The 26,503-nt window shown below is 32.8% G+C and carries 20 protein-coding genes; 8 read left to right on the top strand and 12 right to left on the bottom strand.

Translation table 11 applies throughout. From position 1 onward, the window contains the following. Positions 1-6 precede the first annotated feature (6 nt). Positions 7-1,488, bottom strand: a complete 1,482-nt coding sequence (locus tag RGRSB_RS08955; protein ID WP_119260750.1) for an aminotransferase class I/II-fold pyridoxal phosphate-dependent enzyme — start codon at positions 1,486-1,488, stop codon at positions 7-9. 570 nt (positions 1,489-2,058) lie between these two features. On the opposite strand from RGRSB_RS08955, the gene RGRSB_RS08950 reads away from it, so the two are divergent. Then, positions 2,059-3,117, top strand: a complete 1,059-nt coding sequence (locus tag RGRSB_RS08950) for a CobW family GTP-binding protein (protein ID WP_119260749.1) — start codon at positions 2,059-2,061, stop codon at positions 3,115-3,117. Between the two features lie 272 nt (positions 3,118-3,389). Here RGRSB_RS08950 and RGRSB_RS10820 read toward each other — a convergent pair whose 3' ends face one another. Next, positions 3,390-3,521 carry a hypothetical protein gene (locus tag RGRSB_RS10820; RefSeq protein ID WP_269460786.1) on the bottom strand — a complete coding sequence of 44 codons (132 nt, stop codon included), beginning with the start codon at positions 3,519-3,521 and terminating at the stop codon, positions 3,390-3,392. A 179-nt stretch (positions 3,522-3,700) separates the two neighbouring features. On the opposite strand from RGRSB_RS10820, the gene RGRSB_RS08945 reads away from it, so the two are divergent. Both RGRSB_RS08945 and RGRSB_RS10815 read left to right on the top strand, forming a co-directional pair. Further along, positions 3,701-3,841, top strand: coding sequence for a DUF4327 family protein (locus RGRSB_RS08945; RefSeq protein ID WP_119260748.1), 141 nt, complete (start codon positions 3,701-3,703; stop codon positions 3,839-3,841). A 146-nt stretch (positions 3,842-3,987) separates the two neighbouring features. Further along, positions 3,988-4,113, top strand: a complete 126-nt coding sequence (locus tag RGRSB_RS10815; RefSeq protein WP_269460785.1) for a hypothetical protein — start codon at positions 3,988-3,990, stop codon at positions 4,111-4,113. Between the two features lie 295 nt (positions 4,114-4,408). Here RGRSB_RS10815 and RGRSB_RS08940 read toward each other — a convergent pair whose 3' ends face one another. From RGRSB_RS08940 to RGRSB_RS10630, 7 genes are all read right to left on the bottom strand, one after another. Next, on the bottom strand, positions 4,409-6,094 hold the full coding sequence (locus RGRSB_RS08940) for an alpha/beta hydrolase (protein ID WP_119260747.1): 1,686 nt from the start codon (positions 6,092-6,094) through the stop codon (positions 4,409-4,411). Positions 6,095-6,674: 580 nt separating this feature from the next. Continuing rightward, entirely contained in the window at positions 6,675-7,502 is an 828-nt protein-coding gene (locus tag RGRSB_RS08935) for a metal ABC transporter permease (RefSeq protein WP_119260746.1), read from the bottom strand. After that, the gene (locus tag RGRSB_RS08930; protein WP_119260745.1) at positions 7,495-8,271 is read right to left on the bottom strand and encodes a metal ABC transporter ATP-binding protein; all 777 of its coding nucleotides are present in this window, start codon (positions 8,269-8,271) and stop codon (positions 7,495-7,497) included. The genes RGRSB_RS08935 and RGRSB_RS08930 overlap by 8 nt, the downstream gene beginning before the upstream one ends. A 31-nt stretch (positions 8,272-8,302) precedes the next feature. Beyond that, complete coding sequence (locus RGRSB_RS08925) at positions 8,303-9,220, bottom strand: metal ABC transporter solute-binding protein, Zn/Mn family (protein WP_119260744.1); 918 nt, start codon at positions 9,218-9,220, stop codon at positions 8,303-8,305. A gap of 1,993 nt (positions 9,221-11,213) precedes the next feature. After that, positions 11,214-12,851, bottom strand: coding sequence for an apolipoprotein N-acyltransferase (lnt, locus tag RGRSB_RS08920; protein WP_119261031.1), 1,638 nt, complete (start codon positions 12,849-12,851; stop codon positions 11,214-11,216). Between the two features lie 246 nt (positions 12,852-13,097). After that, positions 13,098-13,622: an NAD(P)/FAD-dependent oxidoreductase gene (locus RGRSB_RS10635; RefSeq protein ID WP_232014513.1), complete on the bottom strand. Its 525-nt coding sequence runs from the start codon at positions 13,620-13,622 to the stop codon at positions 13,098-13,100. A 12-nt stretch (positions 13,623-13,634) separates the two neighbouring features. Beyond that, positions 13,635-13,841: a hypothetical protein gene (locus RGRSB_RS10630; RefSeq protein WP_232014511.1), complete on the bottom strand. Its 207-nt coding sequence runs from the start codon at positions 13,839-13,841 to the stop codon at positions 13,635-13,637. 779 nt (positions 13,842-14,620) lie between these two features. Between RGRSB_RS10630 and RGRSB_RS08910 the strand changes: the two genes are divergently transcribed. From RGRSB_RS08910 to ftsH2, 3 genes are all read left to right on the top strand, one after another. Further along, positions 14,621-15,979, top strand: coding sequence for a CmpA/NrtA family ABC transporter substrate-binding protein (locus tag RGRSB_RS08910; protein WP_119260743.1), 1,359 nt, complete (start codon positions 14,621-14,623; stop codon positions 15,977-15,979). A gap of 2,140 nt (positions 15,980-18,119) precedes the next feature. Continuing rightward, positions 18,120-18,545 carry a hypothetical protein gene (locus RGRSB_RS08905; protein ID WP_119260742.1) on the top strand — a complete coding sequence of 142 codons (426 nt, stop codon included), beginning with the start codon at positions 18,120-18,122 and terminating at the stop codon, positions 18,543-18,545. A 251-nt stretch (positions 18,546-18,796) separates the two neighbouring features. Next, on the top strand, positions 18,797-20,683 hold the full coding sequence (gene ftsH2, locus RGRSB_RS08900; protein ID WP_119260741.1) for an ATP-dependent zinc metalloprotease FtsH2: 1,887 nt from the start codon (positions 18,797-18,799) through the stop codon (positions 20,681-20,683). A gap of 390 nt (positions 20,684-21,073) precedes the next feature. On the opposite strand, the gene RGRSB_RS08895 is transcribed toward ftsH2, so the two are convergent. Beyond that, positions 21,074-21,694 (bottom strand): vWA domain-containing protein, encoded by a 621-nt coding sequence (locus RGRSB_RS08895; RefSeq protein ID WP_119260740.1) that lies wholly within the window; start codon positions 21,692-21,694, stop codon positions 21,074-21,076. 303 nt (positions 21,695-21,997) lie between these two features. Here RGRSB_RS08895 and RGRSB_RS08890 point away from each other — a divergent pair, with 303 nt between their 5' ends. Then, positions 21,998-22,291: a hypothetical protein gene (locus RGRSB_RS08890; RefSeq protein ID WP_119260739.1), complete on the top strand. Its 294-nt coding sequence runs from the start codon at positions 21,998-22,000 to the stop codon at positions 22,289-22,291. A gap of 375 nt (positions 22,292-22,666) precedes the next feature. Then, complete coding sequence (locus RGRSB_RS08885) at positions 22,667-23,047, top strand: hypothetical protein (protein WP_119260738.1); 381 nt, start codon at positions 22,667-22,669, stop codon at positions 23,045-23,047. Positions 23,048-23,555: 508 nt separating this feature from the next. Here RGRSB_RS08885 and RGRSB_RS08880 read toward each other — a convergent pair. Then, positions 23,556-23,636 (bottom strand): transposase, encoded by an 81-nt coding sequence (locus RGRSB_RS08880; RefSeq protein WP_119260737.1) that lies wholly within the window; start codon positions 23,634-23,636, stop codon positions 23,556-23,558. Positions 23,637-24,737: 1,101 nt separating this feature from the next. Beyond that, positions 24,738-26,267, bottom strand: a complete 1,530-nt coding sequence (locus tag RGRSB_RS08875) for a mechanosensitive ion channel family protein (protein WP_232014510.1) — start codon at positions 26,265-26,267, stop codon at positions 24,738-24,740. Positions 26,268-26,503 lie beyond the last annotated feature (236 nt).

Raw genomic sequence — 26,503 nt, 5'->3', positions numbered from 1 at the left:
TTTCCATTAAGCCAATACTTTTAATTTTTGTAAGCTGGAATCGCTACAGTTAATAACACTAGCTCCTAGAGCTAACATTGTTTGTAAATATTCTAAGGTCTGATCAGTAATTTTTTCCCCTGGCATTAAGATAGGAATTCCTGGGGGATAAGAATAAATTAAATCCCCACTAATTCTGCCGATACTACAGTCAAAATCAATCATTTCTGTTGCAGCAAAAAAAGTTTCACGGGGGGAGATGGGGGAATGGGGAGATGGGGGAATGGGGAGATGGGGGAATGGGGAGATGGGGGAATGGGGAGAAAAATAGGAGTTACTTAGGATTTGGAAAGCTGCTATTAATTTAGTAACATCATCTGTTGTATTACCTATAGAAATAATAAATGTTAAATGACGTAACATGGGTAATTCTGCCGTTATTCCTAATTGTTGATGAAAAATTTTATCCACTTCAAAGCCACTTAATCCCAAGGCTGTAATGTTCACTGTCAATCGCGTAGTATCTAAGTAATAAAAACCGCCAAAAGGTTCTTGTAAATCTAAAATAGATAAACCTTGAATTTGACTTAATTGTTGCCTAGCTTTTTCAGAAAATTCAAGAGTTTTATCCAATAATTCTTTTCCATGTAATGCCATTTGTTGTCTTGCTGCATCCAAAGATGCTAACAATAAATAACTTGGACTTGTAGACTCGATTAACTGTAAAGCACGACTAATTCTTTGGGGATCAATACGTGTGCCTTGAAGATGTAGCATAGAAGCCTGAGTCATGGCTCCTAACACCTTATGGGTCGATTGTACGGTTAAATCGGCTCCCATTGATAAAGCACAAGGCGGCAAGTCTTGATGAAAGGTAAAGTGACCCCCGTGGGCTTCATCGACCAGCAAAGGAATTCCCTGGCGATGGGTTAGATCCGCGATCACTTTTATATCCGCACAAATACCATGATAGGTGGGGTACACTATCATAACCGCTTTAACATCAGAATTTTCTTCTAATACCTGTTTTAAAGAATTTGGAGTAATGCTACAGGAAAGATCCCAAAGGGGATCATAATAAGGATTGAGAAAAATTGGAATAGCCCCCGACAGGATTAACCCCGCGATCACTGATTGGTGAATATTACGGGGTAAGACAATTTTATCCCCTGGGTTACAAGTAGCTAAAATTGCTGCAACAATACCACAAGTTGAACCATTCACTAAAAACCAGGTATTTTCTGCCCCAAATGCCTCTGCCGCTAATTTCTGAGCTTTTTGGATCACTCCTGATGGGGCAAACAAATTATCTAATTCGGGTAACTCTGGTAAATCAGCAGTAAATACAGTTCTTCCTAGTAACCTTTCTAGAGATTGTGGTATTCCTTGTCCTTTTTTATGTCCCGGTGCATGAAAAGCTACATTTTTTTGAGCTATTGATGTTCTTAATGCCTCAACGAGGGGCATTTTAGATTGAGAGTTCAAAAATGTATGTTGTGATGGGGTCATGGGTTATGTAGCATTCGTTTATAATACTGACGTGTCTGGTAATTGATAGGGATAATTTGGTCGTACCCACGTTTAAATTCGGATTTAATATAGTGATCGTCTCTTTAAATAATGCTCCTAATAACTTCATATTTTCTAACAATTAACTACTTGGCGTCGTATTAAACATAATAGGGTGATTGTTATCGAAGTAAAAGATATTAAAATAATTTAAAGAAATAATCAGAAAATAGAGTTTTAACCACATTTTTGTTGCAAATAACTAAAAATAAGGAACAAATGACAACTTGGATGAATTAATTGAGAAACGAGCATAATATAACTCCTACCCAAAATGAAACTAACCGGTTTTAGCAATAGGGAATTGATCGGGATTTGCAGAGAGCGTTAGACTAATATAGGTGACTAGCCTCACTAATAAAAAAATTGATCAAAAAAGCAATAGAACTACTCATGAAGGTAAAGTATTGGTGAAAGCAGCAAATCTTATTGTAGTTGACTTTATACCTTTAGCGTGAATACCTTTAGTGTAGCGGTCTTTGCCCCAAAGTTTCGCAAATGGAGAAGATCATGCGGACAGTTGATAAACAGTTAGGAACTCCCGAAGTCATGGATATAACCAAACACGGCTTACCGGTTACTATTATTACAGGATTCCTCGGTAGTGGAAAAACAACTCTTCTTAACTATATTCTTACCAATCAAGAAGGAGTAAAAACAGCAGTTCTTGTAAATGAATTTGGCGAAATTGGCATTGACAATGAACTTATTGTTACTACTGAAGATAATATGGTAGAACTGAGTAATGGTTGTATTTGCTGTTCTATAAATGAAGATCTAGTTCAAGCAGTTTATAAAGTTTTAGAACGTACTGAAAAGATTGATTACTTGATAGTTGAAACTACTGGAGTAGCTGATCCTTTACCAGTTGCTCTAACATTTTTAGGAACAGAATTAAGGGATATGACTCTCTTAGACTCCATTATTACAATGGTAGATTGTTCTAATTTTAGTTTAGATTTATTCAATTCTCAAGCTGCCTACAGTCAGATTGCTTACGGAGATATTATTATTCTCAATAAGACAGATTTGGTAGATAAATCAGATGTAGATGCTCTAGAAATTAGGATTCGAGATATTAAAGAAGCGTCCAGAATTTTACGTACTCAACAGTCTGAAGTACCCTTACCTTTAATTTTAAGTGTGGGTTTATTTGATTCTAGTAAATATTTTGTTTCTAAAGAAACAAAAAAGAATCACGAACACGAACACGAACACGAACACGAACACGAACACGAACATCCTCACCATGATCATTCTAACCATTTAGATAATGATGGATTTATATCTATTTCTTTTGAAAGTGATAAACCTTTTGCAGTTCGTAAATTTCAGTACTTTCTAGACAATCAACTACCTGAAAATGTCTTTCGTGCCAAAGGTATTTTGTGGTTTGATGAAAGTCCAAAACGTCACATCTTTCACCTTAGTGGTAAACGGTTTACCCTAGAAGATGATGAATGGAAAGGAGAGCCCAAAAATCAAATTGTATTAATTGGTCAGAATATTGACAGCGAAATATTATATGAACAGATAAAAAACTGTATTTCTCTTCCTTTTAACAATTAGGCTAAAGAGTTTGATAAATAAGCAAAAATAAATTTTCATCAGGATTAACGACTAGTTGATCCTGATGTGTTATAGTTTTGTTGCTAGAGTGATTTTACGAAGAGTCTCCTAAGTTAAATTTCAGGTAAGTTTACGAGTGATGATTGCATATTTAATCATTCTCTTACTAGAGTATGTATCATTTTTGTAGCAGCATTGATGATTAATTGACTAGTCATAAGTATCATTAGAGATTGTTGCAAGTTCTGAGATATCGTTAAAAATAAGTATCACTAATATTGAAATCCGTATCGGTTACTTAAAAATGGAAGTCTGTCGCCTGTCTCAAGAACAAAACTTCCTAATCTGTCTGAACCTGAATTATTTCCTAAAACTGGTCCCCAGGTCGTGGAAGGGGAAATCATCGGATAGAGTGATCCTATATTTAAATGTCTTTCTATTTTGGTAATCGAATTCAAATAAAGAGTTATGGATTTAAAGAAATATATAACCTCATTGGAAACAAAAATGGGAGTTTAAAGTTTTTTCCATCCCCTATTACTTTAACCATTTTATCTACTAGAACATTATGAGAAAATGAGTTATGTTAAAAATAATTCAACTCAATGTTCGCCACTCGCTCAATGTTATTAAAAAAGGAACCCATCAATTAATCCGAGAAAGATCGCTTCATCGTCAACAACCAATTTATGATATATGTAACTATGTTGTGGACTGTAGATAGTCAGAGGTAGAATATGAGTTAAAATAGCATGATTATTTACTTCGAGGTAGATGGATATATTTACCTAATAAAAAGTTTATATATTTGATTTATCTTTAGCTGAGAATGAGGTTTATCTCGGTTAAAGAACAATTTTAAAGAAATTAATGGATATTAATGAGGGTTTACACTTATCAAAAGCGAGTATAACTTATCGTGTCAAGATTTCTCTTTTAATTATGCACGCTCTTTATGTCTATTGGCCAGAAAAATCTTTTGGAAAACAACAATAAATTAACTGAAAAGAGACTATTGGACGTGTTCAAGAGGTAGAAGTCAAAGACTTTACAGGACTTATGATGTAAAATTAATCAGTGAAATACCAAATCAAAAAATTTTAGAATTAAAAATTAACAAAATTTCTGAATCCATGAGTCATAAGCTCTCCTTTTAATCGATTTAAATTCATTATTGATACTTTATACTCTTCTTTGAAGAAAATAGGCGATAATTTATCAAATCTAACACCTACCTAGTTGTTCCATTGCTGGGAAAATAAACAAGCTTTTTGACTCCACTCAACTAATTTCAATTGATATCTAAGTTATCCAATCTATACTGTTTAATGAACTTACGTAATCCTTCTGTAGAATCTCCCGAAATTAAATGAGCAGGGAAGTTTTGTTTTTGACTAATATGGTTAACATAAGAGGATTGAAGATAAGGTTTGTAATCTTGATTATTGACAATATAGATTTCAAAAAAGGCTAACATCGTTGCATTAGTATAATTATCTAGTAAAATTGGACTTGGTAATGTTAAATTAGGAAGAGTATTAATCATATCTGTTAACCCTGCATCTAGTTGAGAAAAATCAACATGAGCTTGACCTTCTTGCAATAAAAGATAGCGGTTTTTAGTTGTTAACCAGGGAAAAGATCGAGCCTGTTCAAAGACAAAAGGTGTAGCTGGATCGTAATTTCCAGCACCAATAAAAGTTGGAATTATAATGTTACTTAATCCTTGTTCTCCGAAAATACTAGCATTAACAGGATTAATTGCATAAACTGCTTGTATTCGTTCATCTCGAAAATTATAATCTTTCCGCTCCAATTTTAAAGCTCGACATTGAAGTAATAACGCTGTATTTAACTTACCCAATTCTATATTACAATCCTTTCCAAGTCCTTTGAAATCTAAGGTTGCTCCTGCTAAAGCTAGGACTGTATAACCGCCAAAAGAATGACCTAGAACTCCTACATTTTTTAAGTTCAGTTTGCCGCCAAACTCAGTAATATTACGCCGTTCTAATTCATCTAAAGTTTGACTAATATCTAGGGGACGGTTTAAAAATTCATCAAGATAAAATATTTCCCCAGTATAACCGTCTAATAAGTCTTGAAGGTGTTGGATATCACTCCCTGGATGTTGAGGAAGGGCGACCACGTAACCATAAGAAGCCAAATGTTCAGCCCGTTTGGCAAAATCTTCAGGTCTAGAACTTAACCCATGAGAAATAATCACTACGGGGGTTTTACCCTCACGTTCTGTTTGAGGTCGATAGACATCAACATAAAATTTTTGCCCTCCCCGTTGTATATTACGCTTTTTATTTCGTAAAATCCAACGTTTAGGTTTTTCCACTTCGAAAGGGCCTGGTTCTCGTATATCAGCCAATTGGAAAAAATTGATAGGCGTAGAGTTTTGAGCTTCAATTTCTGATAAGTTAACTACTGCTTCACTAAATAAATAAGTCCCCTTAACAATTACCTCAATTTGTCGAGATAAACGTAAGGTTTTTTTGATATCAATTTGCATATTGACGGGGAGTTTTTTGAGAACATTAATCAAGCTTAATCCTTCAGGTTCAAAGGCTGCTTGAACTAATGAGCCTCTCAGGGGAGATTTGCCATTACGCCCTCCTTGAATGTTAATAACGTCTCCAAAATAATCCATGAGACGTTCCCCTTCATCGGTGCGAAGAAAACGAGACAATAATACGGGATCAACCTCTACGGGAGTCATTAATGCCTCCCGAAATAAGACTTTTTCTTCTTCTGTAGCTCCGACAATATCTAAATAGAATGCCAAGTTCTTATCTATTTTCCCTTCTTTAGCAAATTTATCTAAGGATTTAACCCTCACTGAGAGATTAATGGCGTTATATAGTAAATATATTGTCTCGGCCCCGTGAACAGAGGCTGAGAGGGGAAAGGTTACTGTGCTAAATACACTCAATAACCAAGGAACAAAGAAAATATAAGAAAATCTCATCTGAAGAATGTCCAAATAATTTTATCTTTATAGATTTTATAATAAATTATTCTTATTCGCAGATATTTAAGTTGATGCTTTTAATTTAATTAAAATTTATTGTTCTACACTATTTTATTTTTTTTAAACCAGTATTTGTACTAAGAACAAACTGTCTTTAAAAGATATCAGAAATATATAAATCAATCAATATACTATTAGTAGTATAATAAATATATTGTACTTTTTTATGTCTATTAATACATAGACTACGATTTCCTAAATACTCAATTTTTTAATTTTATAACTTTTAATAAAGATATCGTTGAACCAAATATATCACAGTTCGTCTTTAATTAATTATCCAAGGATAATCTTAACCATATGACTCAGAATTTTCTTGCCCATTTCGTGTTCTGGCAATAAAATCATAACTTCTGAAGTTCCTGTGGTTTAAGTAGATATGAGGACCAAGATATTCTCCCAATTCCTTAAAAATGTCATTAAATATTTGCAAATAAATGCATGTAAGGATTAGTTTTTGTCCTGATAAAACCTTAATTTTATAAAAATAAAAGAATAATTATTTCTTATCTAGATTTTAAGTTAACTTAATTTTATTATATTGTTTAATAACTAAACTGAGTAAATAAGTAATTCCAGATATTAGAATAATAGTTGCCCCAGAAGTTAAGTTAAAACAATAAGATAAACCCAGTCCCAGGGTGGTAAAAATTCCTCCTAGGATAATCGCAACTATCATTATTTGTTTAATATCTTGTAGAAATTGCTCTGCAATTGCTGCCGGAATTGTTAATAAGGCAATTACCATAATCAATCCGACAATTTGCATTACCATTACCACGGTTAAAGCAATCATGGCAACTAATATCAGATAAAGAGTATCTGCAGGAAGATCACGAGTTAATGCAAAAACACGATCAAAAGAAATAGCTAATAACTCTTTATAAAACATAGTTACTATCAAAATAATAATAGTATTTAAACCTACTATTATTAGTAGATTTGTTTTGGATACTGTTAGAATACTCCCAAATAAGTAACTCATTAAATCTGATTTATACCCTGGGGTTAAATCTACTAAAATAATCCCAATTGCCATACCAACCGCCCACATGACACCAATCAAAGTATCTGCCCTTTGTTCAGTTTTTCGGGCTATCCATCCCATTCCTAAAGCTGCCATTAACGCAAAAATAATAGCCCCGACAATAGGATTAAAGCCATAAAAATAACCTAACCCAATACCGCCATAGGCCGCGTGGGCAATTCCTCCACTGATAAACACAATACGGTTAACAACCACAAGTGTACCAACAATACCACAAGCAATACTAACCAATACCCCTACTAAAAGAGCATTTCGCATGAATTCAAATTGAAATAACTCAAAAATACTTTCAATCATTACTGTAAAGGGAGCAAGAATGTTGAGGAAGAATCTGATGGGGGACTTTATTGGCAATTAAATCAATAGGACACTGATAAGTCCGTTCAATAATATCACTGGTAAGCTGATTCTCTCCGTGATAGAGTAGACGGCGGTTAAGAGAGCCTATAGTTTTAACATAGGTGGAAACTTCTCCTATATCATGGGATATCATTAAAATTGTGATGTATTGATTAATCTCTTTCAGCAACTCATAAATACTACTCTTTATTTTGTAATCAACACTTGCAGTAGGTTCATCCAACAACAAAATACGAGGTTCTGAAGCTAAAGCGCGGGCAATATAAACCCGTTGACGTTGACCTCCCGATAGTTGACCAATGGGACGATTACGTAATTCGACTATTCCTACTTTTTCTAAACTATGATTGACAATGGCTTCGTCTTTAGCATTATATCTGTGTAATAGACGACGTTTTCCTAATCGTCCCATCCTAACGACATCAGCAACTCTGATGGGAAACTCTCGATCAAATTCTAAGACTTGAGGAACATAACCTATATATTGTCGTCCAAAGCCGACCCGCTTTCCCATAATTCTAACATTCCCTTGGTAAGGAGAAATTAATCCTAATATTAGTTTTAATAAGGTTGTCTTTCCCCCTCCATTTGGACCAATTAACCCGACAAAATCTCCTTCGTAAACCGTAAAATCAATATCCTCTAAGACAGGAGTTTGATTATATTTTACCCAGACATGATTCAGACTAATAACTTCAGTAGACATAAAGTCAAATTGGTGGTAGTGCTTTATAAATTTAATCTAAAACATTAGAAAGAGTTTCAGAAACTTTTAGTAAATTTTCTGACCAATTAGGTTCCAAGGGACTAATTAATAAAACTTCTCCATCGATTTCTTTTGCAATAATTGTGGCGGGATTAATATTTAATTCTGGCTGAGCAAAAATAACTTTTATTTTTTCTTCTTTAGCTTCCTTAATTAATTTCCCTAACTCAGCAGGACTTGGTCCTTGACCTCCTACTTCTACAGGTATTTGAGTCAAGTTATACTCATTAGCAAAGTAACCCCAAGCCGGATGAAATACGATAAATTTTCTATTTTTTATTTGGCTGAGATTTTCTTTTATTTGACCACCTAACTGCTCAATCTCTTGTAGAAATATTTCTAGATTTTCTAAATACTTTACCTGATAATTAGGATCAAGTCTGGTTAATCCTTGATAAATATTTTTAGCCTGAATCTTGGCTAATGTTGGAGATAGCCAAATATGGGGATCTAGGGTTTCTGTCGCGTTTTCCGATCTTGATTTATCATAGTGATGTTCATGGTGATCATGGTTTATCATGGGGAGGCGTTTTATTCCTTTAGCTGAGTCGATAATTTGCAATTGAGTATTCGCCCCTGAAATCTTATCTATCCACGCTCTTTCAAACGGGATTCCGATAGTAATGTAAGCTTCAGCATGACTCAAAGCTTGTAATTGTTCGGGTTTTGGTTCGTAGTTATGGAAGTCGACCCCAGATTTCACCATAACATTAATCTTGACGCGATCACCTCCAATTTTTCTGACGAAATATTTCTGGGGAACAATACTTACCGTAATATCTAAAATTTCTTTAGCTTTGTTTTGAGTCCCTGACGGGTTACTACATCCCGTTATTGTAACAACGTTCAACACCAGGATCATCCAGATAGCCGAAACCTGCAAATTCATTTAAGATTATGACCTTTATGTAAGAGTGACAACGATCACAATTATATTTTATATAACTTGATAAGTATTTAAATACTTCACTATATCCTCTATCTAAAAAAGATAATATACCTGTTAACCTGAAAGAGTATTTATTAACCATATCGATATTTTTATATTCAGATTTGTGTTTTTTATTATTATCTATAATTCCTTCTTGTTATCTAAAAGAACAAAAGATTTTTAAATCAATTTATTTTCTATATTAGATAATATTTTTTAGCAAAAATAAAAAAATACAGTACTATTTAAAGTTTTTTAAAAAAAAACTTACTTAAAAAAACTAAGATTTACTTATTTTTAAACTATCAAAGACTATAAAAATAGGGAAATATTTTGTATAAAACTTATTTTAATTATAAATAGTAGTCACGTAAACTTTATTTATAAAACAAAACTGATAGTGTAGTATATAATTAATTATATCTTAAGTAAGAAAATCTAAGAGATAAAAATTAATATGATTTAGGAACCTATATATAAGTTCTACTTTTTATCAACTTTAATTTCTAATTAGTAGATTATACCGTTTATTACTCTATTCCTCGGTCAAAATAAATAATAATTTCTTTAATCTGAAGTCTGATTGTTTCACTATTTTTAAGTACAATGAATTAAGTAACCTTAAATAGTACTAATACCTAGTCTTAGTTTTTATTAAAAATTTTTTAATTTTTTTTGAAGAACTAATGATGTTTCATACACCTAATTCAGTTTCTTTTTTTACTTTAATTTACTTAAGAATTAAGTAAAACATATTTTTTTTATTCAATTCTAACAATTTTTTATGACTAGTATTTTTAATTTATTAAAGTATTATTTAAGTTTTTTTTATCATCTAATAAAGTATAAAATCGTTTCTTACTAGACAAGATAGCCATATCCTTTTTAAAAATTAGAGTAGTTTAATCAAGACTTATCTACTAGTATCCATAACCTTTATGTTGGGTCTAATTATTGATAGTCAGCTATCAAATATTATTTAGTAATTTCCTCAAGAAATTTTTACTTTTTGCTATGATGTTATCCGGCATCATCTTCTATCAATAAGACCTTTTTTAGATAGCTCTACATCTTTAGCTCAACGTTCATAAACTAAATTCAGCCATTTTCTATTTATTCTTAGACTTCAATACTATCAGTTTGCTTCCGTTATTAGTTTGTTTGACAAATATATAGACATATAACCTTTATCGACCTGGCTTTTTATAAAAGTTAATCTTTACCCAATGGGACTGCAACTTTTCTTTTGATTTACTTCAAAACTACTCTAAATTCACCAAAAACTATATATTTAATTTTAGCTTTTAAAGATTTTTTTAAAATTTTTAAGGTGTGATATTATTTTTTTTGTTCAAAAGACTATTAATTTCTATATTTTATTTACAGACTATAATAAGAAGATCTATTTTTAGAAAATCATTTAATCTTTTTTAGCCCTATTTTTTTAGTAGCTGTTTTTACAAAATTAACAACTTTTAGTAAATGGGTATCCAAAGCTAGAACAAATGAATTAATTACTAATTTTAATATCAAGTCAGCCTGAAAAAATATTTTTATAAACTAAAAAGAATATACAACATCTTTAACTATTTTAATCTTGAATTAAAACAGACATTGTCTGAGTATTTGACCTTATTAGTTATCTTTAATACATCATTGTACGCATTTTTTTGTTTCTTTGCTCAAAAGTTAAGTGTTAGTTAATTATTAACTTTAAAACATTAAGTCATGCTCTCTACTACCAAGTAGCAAGTAGTAGTTAGGATTAAAGAGTAAATTTAAGTCATCTATATTAGATGATTAAACTTTGTCCAAACATAAACATAACCTTATTTAGCAACACTATTAATGCAAGCTGTGATATTATAGATGACTGAAAAACTAAGATATTGTTGTAATTATGCATCAATTTTAGTGTTTATTTGTATTGATTATCCTTTAAATTTAATTATCATCGTTTAATCTTAAAATACAATAATATTATCCCTAGTAATAATAATATTTTAGTTAACCAATCGCCCCATTGGACGTATAAAGTGCGGCTGTGACTACGATAAATTTTTCCCTGATGCAATTGATAAGTGTTCATATCAGATATCCATAAAGTTTGACCACGAGGATTAATAATACCAGAATATCCAGTGTTAGTTACTCTTGCCATCCATTTACCTGTTTCAATGGCTCTAATTATATCTTGAGCATGATGTTGGGCAGGCATTGCTTCACTATAATGAGCATTGTTAGACACTGTAATTATAAATTCTCCACCTATTTTTGCTTGATGACGAAAATGTTCACTAAAAGCTGATTCATAGCATATTCCTACAATTGCCTGACCAAAAGGAGTCTTAAAAATTTGATTGTTATCTCCTGCTTTTAAATGATTGTCTAAAGGAGAAAGTCGATCAATAACTTTACCTAAAATGAATTCAAAAGGAATGTATTCTCCCAAGGGAACCAATTTTACTTTATCAAAACGGCTTAATATTTTTCCTTCTCCTGTCACCGAAAATAGACTATTAGTATAGCTGTTGTTTCGCTTGCCAAATGCACCCAATAAAATAGGAACTTTGTGTGTCAAAATTTCTGAATATAAAGGACTATTAGTTACAATATAATTCCAGTTAAAGGGCAAAGCAGTCTCTGGTGTTATGATTAAATCAACTCCTTGATAAGCTAATAGTTTGTAACCAATTGTATAACTCTGAGTTGCTTTTTGTAAACCCTCAGAATAAAGTTTTATCGTGTTAGGAATATTACCTTGAATAATGCCTATTATTATAGCGTTTTTTTCTGATTTTAAAACTGGATTTTTATACAAAAAAAATCCATATAAATGCAAACTAAGTAGACTTATTATTGATATAAAAAAAATAATTAAAGAGTGATAATTGTAATAATTAAATCGGAGATATTTTTTTTTTTGATGTAAAAAATTTAGTTGAAATTGATTACTTTGCAAAATAATTCCTTCTGCAATTAATCCATTAATAGCAACAATAGTAGCAGTTACAGTTGAAAATCCTGATAATTTACTAAGTTGTAGAATAGCTAAATTATTAGGACTTTGGGTGTAGGAAAGTGAAGTCCACCATAAAGGTCCTTGACTCCAAATTGACTCCAATAAACACCAGATTGCAACACCAAAAATAACCCTTGAGCAAGAATTTATTAAAGTATTTTTAAGATAAATATTTCTATATTTTAGATAATCAAATAACCTAATAACCAATGACCAAATAGTAACTAATAAAGCTCCCCAAAAAGTAATAAATAGCCAACAAATAATAGTAATTAATAAACTAGTAAACCAAGAAAAATTCATCCAAGTCATGGGATGAATTCCCGTAATCCAAAATAAACTTAATCCATGATAACCTAGTCCCCAAAATAAAGCAATCCAGGTTTTTTTATTCAAAATAAAAGATTTTATAGTTAGTTTATCTTCAAATTGATTAAGGTAGTCACGAGTTTTAATAGTAAAAAACCATAGAGGAATTAAAGCCAACCATGCTAAATAAAAAGCAGATATAGGAGCAGTTGACAATCCCATCAATACTCCACTAAAAAAAGTTATAATTATTGGCATATAAGCTTTTAAAAAAAATCTATTAGTCATTTATTTAGTTAACTTCAGAAAGTAAGTATTCATTAATAACTGGACGATACTAACTTTTTTTTAAATTTCATCAATGTATTCAAGTGATTCTTTATCTTTGAAGAGTTTAACAGTAGTAATCCCCATTACCTGAAAGTTATGAGCAATTTCAGGATTGACTTCGATATTAACTTTCATAGAATATATTTCTCCCTTATATGGAACAACCAACTTATTTTAAATTAGTTTTATAACATGATATTGGCTGCAGTTAGGATAGATATATTTAACCGCAATTAAGCATTTGTTTTTATAGAATAATTTTGGTGAAATATATCTTCTCACATTACAAGTCTCCTTAATATTAAAAATTTCTGCTATATAAATAACAGAAGCTGATTCTTTTTGATATTTGTCTTCTTGCGTTTTGGGAGTTATCTTATCTTCTTTAAGAAGGTTATGCGCTGATAGCCATCGTTGTGTAATTAATGCTGCTATACAATATATTCCGGCGGCGATCACTGCTTGACGATATTCATGATCTTGCACGTCTTTAGTCGTATAAACCCTTTTAATATTGGTTTGTATTGTTTCTGTGTTAACAAAAAGATAACCAGCATTATTGAGTTCTAACTGTCCTTTAAGTAATTTTGTATTGGGGGTATGACAGACAGCATAAAATAACCCTCTAACCTTTTCTTCCATCTCATTGTTACGAATTGTTAGCCTTCCGAGTTTAGAACCACTAGAGATGACGCCCACTACTTCTCTATTCTAGTGAATGATAATGTTTGAATGGTTGAAGACTCGATTTTGCAGAGTTTCACTAGCCCGCATTTCCTTTCGATAGACTAGGATATGAATCAATGAGTCGCACTTAGTTAAATAAAGAGCTTTTTCTGCTGCGGTATCTTCACCTCCCACAATTGCTAGTTCTTGACTTCTAAACATCGGGGTTGCTCCACCAAAGATAGATAGCACAGACAGAAATTATCCGACTTTAAAACTCCTCTTCGGCACTAATTCCTAAGTGTTTAGGGATCTCCACTATCGCAACGATTAGACTATGGGTTAATATTTTTTGTTCGGTCGAATATACCTCGAAAAGACGCTAACTTAAATAAACTTTTTCCACATATTTAGTATAACATTGAGTTCCCCAACGTTTTGTTTTTGCCTTCATCCATTCCATTAATTCAGGGCAGATAATGCCTTCATAAAACCATGAAAACTTTTCTACTTTTGTGCTGGTTATTAGTTATCCACCATAAATGTCTCCCACTTTTAAATATTCAAAAATAATAGGTCTTAATTTAGCCCTTTAGCCCGTCCAGCGTAAATTAATGTGGTGTAACTTACCGAACCTAAGCCAATAATAACTAAGTTTTCTATGGTTCTATTAACCATTAGGTTTAAATCAAGAACTGTTGAGAATTGCGTTCTTATAGAATAAGAACTATCTTCTTTTAAGAAAATTTAAGATAGAATTTTCTTCTCACCATTAGAGTTTGCAACTTTTAAATAAATAGAGGCTTACTATAATGAAGGTGAACAAAATAGAGGTAATTTTTAAAAAATCAATTTATAAATAGGGTGAAAACTTTTAGAATAATTAAACTTATTTTTGTGATCATCTAAATAAGCCGATTGTAGTATTTTTAAGGATACATAGAAGAATTGTAGAGCAGATGAAAAATAACTAAAGAGATGTTATCTTAATATTCACTGAAAACTTTAGATTATTCCGATTAACCTTCATTATGAAGCGTCGTCAATTCATCAAATATGGCAGCCTAGGAACGGCTAGTTTAGGAATAACTGCTTGCGCTCAAGGTAATCTAGATTTCCTTCGTTCGTCAGAAACTTCATTGAACCCCAACAATAAATTTGGCTCATTGGAAAAAACTAACCTAATTCTAGGGTTTGTTCCGACTACTGATGCTGCTCCCTTGATTATTGCCCAAGAAAAGGGTTTTTTTGAGCGTTATGGACTAGAAGTTACACTCAAACGTCGATCTTCCTGGGAAGCAATTGAAAAGGGTTTATTGAGCTGGCAATTAGATGCTGCACAAGCTCCCTTTGCTTTACCCATGTCTGCACAGTTAGGGAAACAAAAAGCCTCCCTGATTTCCCTAATGAATCTTAATTTGAATGGTAGTGCCATTACTTTTACTAAGAAAGCTTGGGAAGAAGGCTTACGTCCTTCCCTAAATTATAACGATTTTAGGGATTTTGAAAGAAGTTTTCGACGGTATATTCGAGGTAGTAGCCAGACTCGTTTTGCTATAGACTCCCCAATTTCAATGGATGCCTATTTATTACGTTATTGGTTAGCAGCTATGGGAGTTGATCCTGATCGTGAGGTAGAATTATTAGAATTTCAGTCCAACCAATTGAGCTATAAATTACAAGCACAAATGATAGAAGGCTACAGTATTTCAGCGCCATGGACGCGCTCTGCAATTACTGAAAATATAGGATTTATTATCAACATTAGTCGAGAAATTTGGCGAGGACATCCTAATAAGATTTTAGCTGCTATGGATGGTTGGGTGAGAAGACATCCTGTTACTGCACGGTCTTTAATGGCTGCGTTATTAGAAGCCTGTCAATATTGCGATCACCAGCGTCATCACAGAGAAATGACCGAAATATTAGCTCAAAGTAAATATTTAAATTTGAATAGAACTTTAATTGAACCAACTTTAAATGGACAGTATGCTTATACTAATAACGCTTCTAACAGTAAATTAGTAGAGATTCCCGACTTTACTATTTTTCACTATCAAGATACTCCGTATCTTAAGATTCCCGATCATGCTAACTATCCTTGGCGTTCTCATGCTGTATGGTTGCTAACCCAAATGATTCGTTGGAATCAACTGGAAACCACTAGTTATCCGAAAGATGCTGATAGAATCTTAGATCGAATTTATCCTATTTCTATCTATAAAGAAGTAGCTAAAGTCCTAAATATTAAAATTCCTAGTGAATCAATGAAATCTGAACCTACTAACGCTTTCATAGATGGACGACCTTTTGATCCGAGTCAACCTCTGGTTTATCTTAATCAGTTTTCTATTCGGGCAAGTCATTCTCAATTTTTGAGTTTTGCTTGATACAAAATCAATAGTAATAATTGTTGCTATTGATTTTTATTTAAAAGCTAACAATAACTTTATTGATTTATTCTCCTGATCAATAAAGATTAGTTTCTACATTTACTAATTTTATTTATAGTAATGACGGTAATGTTATTTATGTAGACAATATACAGATTTTGAAGCTTGTTTATTTCTCACTCTACTAGACATGACGACTCGACAGATTTAATCTTGCCTATGGCATTATAGATCTCTTTGTTCTTTACTTCTATTGCTGGACTAGTGTGAGCTGTTCTGCAAATCTATTTTTTTATAAAATTCCTCGCCCTACCCTATAGGTCAGCCACCAAGATCGTTGTTTACTTGATTGATTATGAAGATGGCATGTTAAAGAAATTCGTACTTATCTTTCTTTGATTATTAGCAATAACACTAAGTTATTCAGTAATCGCTTATAGTTTAGCGTTAATTTTCTTACTTTGAATAAAAAATAATAAAATTATCTTATAAATAAGATAATTTTAATTACTGTAAAAATGCCATATTAACTTATTTTTGAGATAAAAGAAAATGTATAAATTATACTACTATAGTTTATTACTATAATTTTAATAATAATTAATATTAACTAATCATTTTACCTGTAATTGCTAGAGCTAAATCTTAACATAGTTGTTATAAAATAGGAGTAGAGATTCTTGACGTAACTGTCCGTTATGTTACTATTGATTTAAGTAAAATGCTAATTCTTAAACAAGATGTCGTCAGAGTAATTTATCGTGATACAAACGAGAATAAGAACATAAGAAAAGCAATTCTTAGATGAATTAGTCGAGGAAGAGAAAGACTATGGGAGTATCCGAAAAGTGAAAAGAAGAGAACTTATACTGAATAAAGTATATTGAATATATCTCAGAAAAAATAAAAAACTTATAACAGACTACAATTATCTAAAACTTTTTAAAAATAGAGAAAAGCAGAATTTATTCTCGGCAGATCAGGGAAGACAGTTTTATTTAGAAAGCAACAAAAATATAAGGATATTTTACTTGTAAAAATACAATTTATTTTGTAAATTTTAGAAATTGATAGATAGCTAAAAATTAGAGAATAGAAATAATTTTTTAAAATAAAAAGAGAAAAAATAAATAGAATAGGAATATAAAATCTAAGTAAAAGTCCAAATTTTATACCTATTAATAGGTAACTTTTAAAAAGTAAGTTTCGTGATTTATAAATGAATAAGTGTATAAAATTGAGAAATACTTCAGATACAGAGGAATAGATGTAGTGATTATTGATAATAAGTACTAAGTACATATTAGGTGAGTCAGATAAAGCCGGGCTTAAACAATAAAAATATATTTATTTTTCATGCTAATTACTAGTCTGGAGACAGATATAATATAAAGTGAAGGACATTATATAAAAGCTTATTAAATGTCTTCAAGTAAGTTTCTACTTTAAATATTTTTAAAGAAAGTTGGTTTGGTGATTTTCCCTTTAAATAAGTTTTCTAAAAAACTAACTAAACTAATTTTAGTTAAACCCTAATTACTCAAATTTAAAAATGTGAAATTATTTTTTTATATTTATTTAAATAAACTTAAGATCAAAAGTTGCTCACACACAAGTGATGATTTGATGTTAGAATATGTTAACATGAACTTAATTTTACGAACTTTCAACTTCTAATTCCAAATCCCTAAGTAAAATAAAAATAGAATTTTTTGAGAACAATTACAGTGATCGTATGGACTTAGCTCCTCATTGAGCATAACCTATCAGATCTAACAAAAATACTGCTCTGTACACAGTGTTGGGTGTGACTTAAATGGTAGTTTTATACACTAGGAGATTTGAAGTTGATATAGGTTTAGTGTAATTAGCTCGAAATCCTAAGACTTTCGTCTACGCCTAACAACGGTTAGAAAACTTAGGTCGGGAATTACCAATAGACAGCAACCCAGCCTGTGAGCCATTGTTTAGTAAATTAGCTTGTTTTTGAGTTAATTCTTTACTAATTCATTTTCAATCCATCCTTCAACATTAGGATCCAAGATTTACGTAGAATAGTAATTGTGACAAAGTTAACCCAGTATTTTTGGTAACTCACTCAACTTTTTTAGTTTAACCCGTAGGAGGGGAAATCATAATGACAAACAAACCCAATATTTCCCGAGAAAATGCTATTGAACAGGTAGATGTTGAAATCATTAAAGCTGACCAGGCAACCTCGAATCAACCCCCTAACAGACCAATAAAAGATGAAACTGAAGCGTTAATTAAAGCTATTAAAACCAAAGCCTTTTCTGAAGTGCAAAAAGCAGGGGAATTCGCCATTGACAATTATTTAGAAGCAGTTCGTAAAGCCCGCCAAGATATCGAGCGTCGGCAACTATTTGAACCCGAACAAATTGAAGATGCTATAAGGCAGATTAAAAAAGAAATTGAAAAAGACTGGGATTCAATTCTCAAGGAAGTCACCAGTTTTGGTGATCGCCTTAATGAAGCTGCTAAAGCTGCCTGGGATATTTTAACTGCCTCAAAAGCTCAAGCAGATGAGGATAAGGAAAAGTAGGTGAAAGGAAAGGAGAGGGGGAAAGTGGGAGAGGGAGTGACAAGAAAAAATTCTAACTTTCAACTTCTACTTTTTTCCTCTATCCTAACTACGGTTGTTAAAAATCTGAGAATTACGTTAAATTTAGCTAAGATGTATTAAAAATTTACACACATTAACATTACTTATGTCAGACAACTTGATAAAAGTGGAATATTACACTGGTGACTGACGTAATTTTTTTGATTAACCATTAAGAGAAACATTAACCTATGAAAATTTCTTGGAGAACCCTATTACTCTGGAGTCTACCCCTTTTAGTAGTAGGATTTTTTCTTTGGCAAGGAACATTTTTTCCTTTTGGGACCAATATGGGAAGCAATACGGCTAATGCTCGTATGACCTACGGAAGATTCTTAGAATATCTAGATTCGGGTCGTATTCTTGAAGTTGACCTTTATGAAGGGGGAAGAACTGCAATTGTTCAAGCGGTTGATCCTGAATTAGCAAATCGAGTACAGCGGTCACGGGTAGATTTGCCCATTGATACTCCTGATTTGATAGCCAAATTAAGAAAAGCAGAGGTTAACCTCGAATCCCATCCAGTTCGTAATGAAGGGGCTTTATGGGGATTTTTAGGAAACTTACTGTTCCCTCTTCTCTTGATTGGAGCATTATTCTTTCTCTTTCGTCGGTCTAATAATTTGCCAGGAGGCCCAGGTCAGGCAATGAGCTTTGGAAAATCTCGTGCTCGTTTCCAAATGGAAGCTAAAACTGACATAATGTTCGATGATGTAGCCGGTATCGACGAAGCTAAAGAAGAATTACAAGAAGTTGTTACTTTCCTCAAACAGCCTGAACGGTTTACAGCAGTCGGTGCACGAATTCCGAAAGGGGTTCTCCTAATTGGACCTCCTGGAACTGGGAAAACTCTGTTGGCAAAGGCGATCGCAGGTGAAGCAGGGGTTCCTTTCTTCAGTATTTCTGGTTCGGAATTTGTGGAAATGTTCGTAGGAGTGGGTGCTTCTCGCGTTCGTGATTTATTCAAAAAGGCCAAAGAAAATGCTCCTTGTTTAATCTTTATTGATGAAATCGATGCTGTTGGTCGTCAACGGGGTGCAGGTATCGGTGGTGGTAACGATGAACGGGAACAAACTCTAAACCAATTGCTAACGGAAATGGACGGGTTTGAGGGTAATACAGGGATTATTATCATTGCAGCTACTAACCGTCCTGATGTCCTTGACTCTGCCTTGATGCGTCCAGGTCGTTTTGACCGTCAGGTCATTGTAGATGCCCCTGACTTCAAAGGGCGAATTGAAATATTAGAAGTTCACGCCCGCAATAAAAAACTCGATCCCGATGTGTCTATTGAGGCAATCGCCCGTCGCACCCCTGGGTTCAGTGGGGCAGATTTGGCTAACTTACTTAATGAAGCTGCCATTTTAACTGCCCGTCGTCGTAAGGAAACAATTACCTTGTTAGAAATTGATGATGCAGTTGATCGCGTTGTAGCTGGGATGGAGGGAACTCCCCTCGTCGATAGTAAGAGTAAACGACTCATCGCCTACCATGAAGTGGGTCATGCGATTGTCGGAACTTTAGTTAAAGACCATGATCCTGTTCAGAAAGTTACTTTAATCCCCCGTGGTCAAGCGCAAGGGTTGACCTGGTTTACTCCTGATGAAGAACAAGGGTTAACCACCAAAGCACAGCTCATGGCGCGTATTGCGGGAACGTTAGGAGGTCGTGCAGCCGAAGAAGAGGTCTTTGGCTATGATGAAACAACCACTGGTGCTGGTGGCGATTTACAGCAGGTTTCCGAGATGGCACGGCAAATGGTGACTCGTTTTGGAATGAGTGACTTAGGTCCTATCTCTTTGGAAAGTTCTTCTGGAGAGGTATTCCTTGGAGGTGGGTTGATGAACCGTTCAGAATATTCTGAGGAAGTGGCTATGCGAATTGATCATCAAGTTCGGACTCTTGCTAAAGAGGGACATCAATTAGCACGGCAAATCATTCGAGATAACCGCGAAGTGATTGATCGTTTGGTAGAATTGTTAATCGAAAAAGAAACCATTGATGGTAAAGAGTTTAGGCAAATTGTGGCTGAATATACTGAAGTCCCTGAAAAGGAAAAGTTTGTCCCTCAACTGTAATCAGTTTCAAGCAACTTTTAAAAAAAAATAAGAGACTCGAGGGATCGTGTCTCTTATTCAGTTGTTAATGATAAAGTTAAATTGATATAAAAATTGTCATAAAATTAATTATGGTTATTCCAGCTTAGTCATGGCAAAGTAATGATAAAAAAAGCCGAAAGTATCTGCTTATAAAACCTCTAAAATTCAAAAAACTCTATTTTAATAAAAGTCAAGTTTTTTGAGTAATAAAACACGGTTGTAACAAAAATTTTGGAAGTTACTAGCTATTAATTTAATCTACTCAATTTAGAAGCTCCTTATTTTTTTAATGTCCTCGCAAAAAGAGTTCATCATTAATATAGAAAATCTATAAATAATGATGAACTTTTTACTTTTAACTTAAATAGCCTAATCGATAATGGCATTAAGTAGCACATCAGTTAAGGACATATTTTTCATATCATCCACCGTTACTGTATTGACAATATCAAACTTAGCCCCTACTGTTTCTAGATCATCATCTAACGCTTTAAAGAATGTGGTTACTTTCTTATCACGACCAACTTGAATTAGAGAAATCGCTAATTCTTCCCTACGCTCAATTTTCTGGGATGCCTCGATAATGACTCGAATAACCGCTTTGCGATCGGTAGGTTCACCATCGGTGATGACAAGAAAAGTTTCCCCATTAGGTTGGGTTTTCCCTGCCGCTTTACGCTCAAAATAGTTGTCAAGACCATTTTGGAGCACTGTCGCCAAGTTCGTTTGTCCCATCGGTTCGTTTTCTTCATAAATTTTAGTAACCTTATCTGAGGTCACATTGTCGTATCTTCTGAAACGACCGGAGAAAACATAAACTGTAATCCCATCAGGATCGATTTCTTCACATTTCCTAGCCAAGGCGTAAGTAGACCCCTGGGCAATTTCCCAACGAGTTTTACCATTGGGGTCATCAGAGGCAGCCATACTGGCACTTTTGTCGATAATCAGGGTATAGTCCCGATTTTCGATAATTGAGTCTCCTGGCATAAAAAAAATAACCTCCCAGTATTTATCATTAGCTTTTGCTTTATAGCCTATTACGACATTTGAGGATTTTTCCTAAAAATCCTGAATTTCATCAGAATTGATCTTGGACAACTATCAAAATTAACTTTTGTTTTTAACTTGAAAGCATCAGCAATATAAGTCATGTTATCCGAACATATAAAGTAAAAATTGTAAAGGGATATTGCAAAATTTTATAAAAATCTTTAAATAGTAAGCTCAATCCAAATCCTCGCATTAACGTGGAGTAGAACATCAGGAGAAGATTTGTACCGGACTTTAATAATGGATAAAGAAGCTCAAAATTACCGTGTGGTGTGTACCCTTGAGGACATTTACGGTCAGGTTATCGTTTGGTTAATTGTTATTATCCTCACCTTAGTTGGTACTTTAGTGTTGTGGAGTGGCACTCGTCAAATTTATGCTTTGGCCATGGTGGGATTTGCTTTAGTATTATCCTTACCATTTTTGCTTTTTGGATTTTTAACTACTCTGCTTGACCATATTGAGTTTACCTCTATGGAAGCGGCACAAAACACTCGCTCATCTTCAAGTGGAAGCATTAAACCAGCTAATTAAAAGCCCCAGAGGCTACTAGTTAATCTTCTTAAGGAGATTAACAGAATGTATCAAAACATGGGGTGGGGGGTAATGACACTGAGTACGTAAAATTTTCCCGGGGTTTGTCTTTGTGTCTATTACATAACCCATAAAAAAGAAAAATAGAAAGTTTTTGTTTCTCTTAATAGATTTACAATTTATTGTCGAGGACAATGAAGGTGTTTGAAGGACTTTGATAGCAGTCTTCTTGATTTCTTTTTATTCTAAACTTTAAAAAGACAGAGGCTGTTAAACTTAGGAATCTTATTTAGGTGTGGTGTTTACAAGAAGTATCTTGAGGAGTTAGGCGAGTAAAGTCGCTGAGGAGTTTTTTATGGACATTAGGTAAAAAATATGAATCTTTGTAAGAGTTTAACTCACTCAATAAAAATTTGCACGGGGATACTTGTTTTGGGAATAGGGACAATATCGAGTTCCATGTCTGCGTTTGCTCAAGAGGAGATTATTACTGACCCTAAACCCCTCGAAATTCATACCGGAACCATTCAAGATTTAGACGGAACTGAGTCAAAAGCCCGCGAAGAATGGTTAGGGGGTGTTGGCGGACAATATGCAGCCACTGAGGGAACTCGTGGAGAACTGACTCGATATCAATTTAACCAAACCGTCTATGAAGCTAAAACAGAAGCTCTCGATATCACCTTAGAAGAACATGATTCTCATTTAGGAGATGTGGAACGTCCGACACGACGAATTCCTTTAATTCAATTTTAAAAGTTGTATTGGTCGCTTTTAAAATCTCGCTTTTTGGAGCGAATAGTTTTTGGAGCGGGGCTAAATTAAATCCCCGTTACAAAAACCGTTTCTGGGTTAGTGACTTACTATTGTCTTTATAGCTTAGAGACGATCTCTTTTTGTTGAGGTAAAATTTTAGGCTGGACTTTGACGGATAGCTAAATAATGTTTCTCAATAGCTTTGATGGTCAAAAGATTAATAATAGTCTAATGAATTCAAAATCCACGGTATATCTAAGTATTACTATTGGGACCTAGAAAATAACGATAACGGTAATTACAAGGATAGGTAAATTGGACTCTTTTCAAGAGTTTATGCTAATTGGTTGACTTTAAGAGTAGAGTTCTCTATTAAAAAATTACGCCAAGTGTGAATCCTCTAGAATGGACAAATTGATCACTATATATTGAACAATAAAGAGATTAAATTTGGTGATACTGAACTGATAATGTGGAATTGGCTAGTGAAATATCAAGTTAGTAAACTTTAAAGTTTGAAGTTAACGAAATTCCTGAATCCATAGGCTCTTTTTTTAATTAACTTTAATTTATTTTCAATATTATCCATTGTTTCTTAGCAAGAATAAATAATAATCAACTGTTCTACAGCTTTTTGAAGACAAAATATAAGCTTTTTAATACCAATCAGCTAATTTTAATAGTTTTGATATCTAGTTTGAATCTTTTTTTAAAATTGTTCTAAATTATTTTTCTATTTATATTGATGTATTTTTGAGAAAAATTATAGTATTTTATACACCCAGTTTAATTGAACTTTTTATTTTTTGGTTAAATCTTCTTAGTTCTTCACAAAAACATATTTTTTTATTGACTAGGTTTTTAAACTCTTTAGCTTTTTATTTAAGTAGTTTTCTTTATATAAAAAGATCTATTTAATCTAATTGAAACCTTTTTTTCTTAAATTTTTAGTTGTTTTACTATTTGTCTGATTTTTTTTATTTTTAAAATTACTAAATTCGCTCTTTTATCTAAAATAACTAAAATTATTAGATAATTTTAGTTATTTTAGTCGCGGCAATTTTATAAACTGCTAACCGTTTCAATATCTAAATTTTTTTGCCTGTAATTTTTAACTTAAACCTTTTAGTGTTGTTTTTATTTATTGTTTACTCACTTTATTTCTTTCGGCTAAATTTTTAATATTCTTGTTTAAGATTCACCCAATATTTTTCGTCTTAAATCTTTCAGTTTATATTTTTTTATTTTCAAGTTAGCTTAACTCTTCTATAGGTTTATTTCTATAATTGATTGGATCTAATTTGACGTAGCTTCTAAACTTGATTATTATCAGAATAACTCTGAAATATCTTGTCAAATAAATTTGACTGTTTCGGTTAATACTGCTTAACGCTAATTTTAAAATAAAGTTATTAAATCTTTTTACGAATAAATCTGGAATTACTAAAGTGATTTGACGGCAGTTAGAGGTTATTGTTGTTCTTAGACCAAGTACCAAAAAGCTTATATTTAGGAGAAGTAAAAATGTTTAGTCCAGTCTAGTTTAAGTTTAAGACATAAAACTTACTTACATACTATCTAGGTCAAAATCATGGATTTTGATCAACTCAATACTGACAATAGAACTGTTTCTTTAATATTTAAATCTTCACTTATCAGATCAAAGATAAGATCATTGATTTAAGCCTAACTAAGCAGGTGGACGACTATTTTTACTAGAAGAATCATGAGTCAACCAAAGTTTTTGTTGACGTATAGGAAGGGGTAGACCTTGGCTATCAAAAGCTACTTTTAAACGACGGCGGAACTCTCGCGAAACATTCCATTGTTTAAGAGGTCTAGTTTTAATCCAAACCCGAATAATTAATCCCCATTCTTCAAAACCATCTACTCCCAAAATCTCAGGATTATCTAAAATATCGGTTTTCCAAAACTTATCTTGAGTCATGTCTTGAGCAACTTCATAAACTACCTCCAATGCTTTATCTATATCCGTTTCATAAGCAACTGGTATCATTAAATCAGCCCTCGACCACTTGCTAGAAAGATTAGCAACAATTCTAACTTCACTATTAGGAACAGTAACCAATCTCCCCGCTGGATCGCGAAGTTGAGTAATTCTTAAATTAATATTTTCTACCAACCCAGAAAAATCTCCAACTTGAATAACATCTCCTATTGCATATTGATCTTCAATAATAATAAAAAAACCATTAATTGCATCTCTAATTAAGTTTTGAGAAGCTAAAGAAACGCCTACACCCAAAATACCAACCCCTGCTAATAGGGGAGCAATGTCAATTCCAATCGCTGATAAAGCAACAATAATTCCTATTACCATTAAAATAATAGTAATGATACTGCGAGAAACAAGAGAGATTGTTGTCAATCGTAAGTGTAATCTTTGATTCGATTCGACAGCTACGGCTAATAAATCTTGATTAAATAAAATAGAACTGAATTTATCAATGAGAGCATAACTTATACGAATCACTAAATAGGTAACTAAACTGACTATCCCTATTCTAATTGGGATTCTCAAAAAAGTAATCAGCCAAATTTTTCCGACACGTGTATAAGGGAATAGTCCGATAATCACTAAGACTCCGGCGAACCATATTCCCCCTTGAGTGATTTGTAGAAGTCGGTATTGAACTTCTTTAATGTTCCATTGTTCTCGCCGGATTAAAAGAGTAGAAATGGGCTGACCATTTCTAGATTTAGAAACTCTATCTTTAGAAAAACTTAACTGTTTTATTAGGCGAGATAGAAGAAGATTAGTGATCAGCAACGACCCCACAATAGCTGCCGATATAAGCCCTTTTTTAACCAAGTAAATACTTTCTCGTTCTTTCTTGCCTCGTTTCAATCCCTGTTCTAGTTGCTCAATTATAAAGTTAGCCTTCGTTGCTATATCAACTCCTTCATTCTTCACATCCAAAGTTGTAACAGTCATCAGGCGGATTTCTTGCCGACCAATAGTTACACTGATATTAGGGAGATTGTTTATCGTTTTTCGTTTAATTATAGCTTCGGGATCCTTTTGGGAAAAGTAAAGATGACTAATTTCTTTTAAGCGGTCTTGAATAAGACTAACTCGTTCAGAAACCTTCTCTTGTGGTGCAGTTACCTGAAACAGACAAATTCCATCCAGTCTAATACAAACAGATATCTCAGCATTCTTCTCAGACTGAGGCAACCAATTATTTGTGTTTGTCAAATCAGGAAAAACAAAAACTTTGGCCTTAACAGGTAATGTAATAAGACCGGGTAATGTAATAAGACAAATAAGAAGAATACATAAAAACACATTAACAGACTTTTTGGGTAAGATATTTTTCGTTAGTATTGCAAACTTTTTGATTTTATTTAGATACATATCAATTATGTAGTTACTAATAAAGTAAAATATTCTTGTGAGTAAAAATAATCAATAGCTACAACAACTAATCTCGT

The organism is cyanobacterium endosymbiont of Rhopalodia gibberula, assembly GCF_003574135.1.
Taxonomy (GTDB): domain Bacteria; phylum Cyanobacteriota; class Cyanobacteriia; order Cyanobacteriales; family Microcystaceae; genus Rippkaea.
This window is presented reverse-complemented; position numbering and strand designations above follow the sequence as displayed.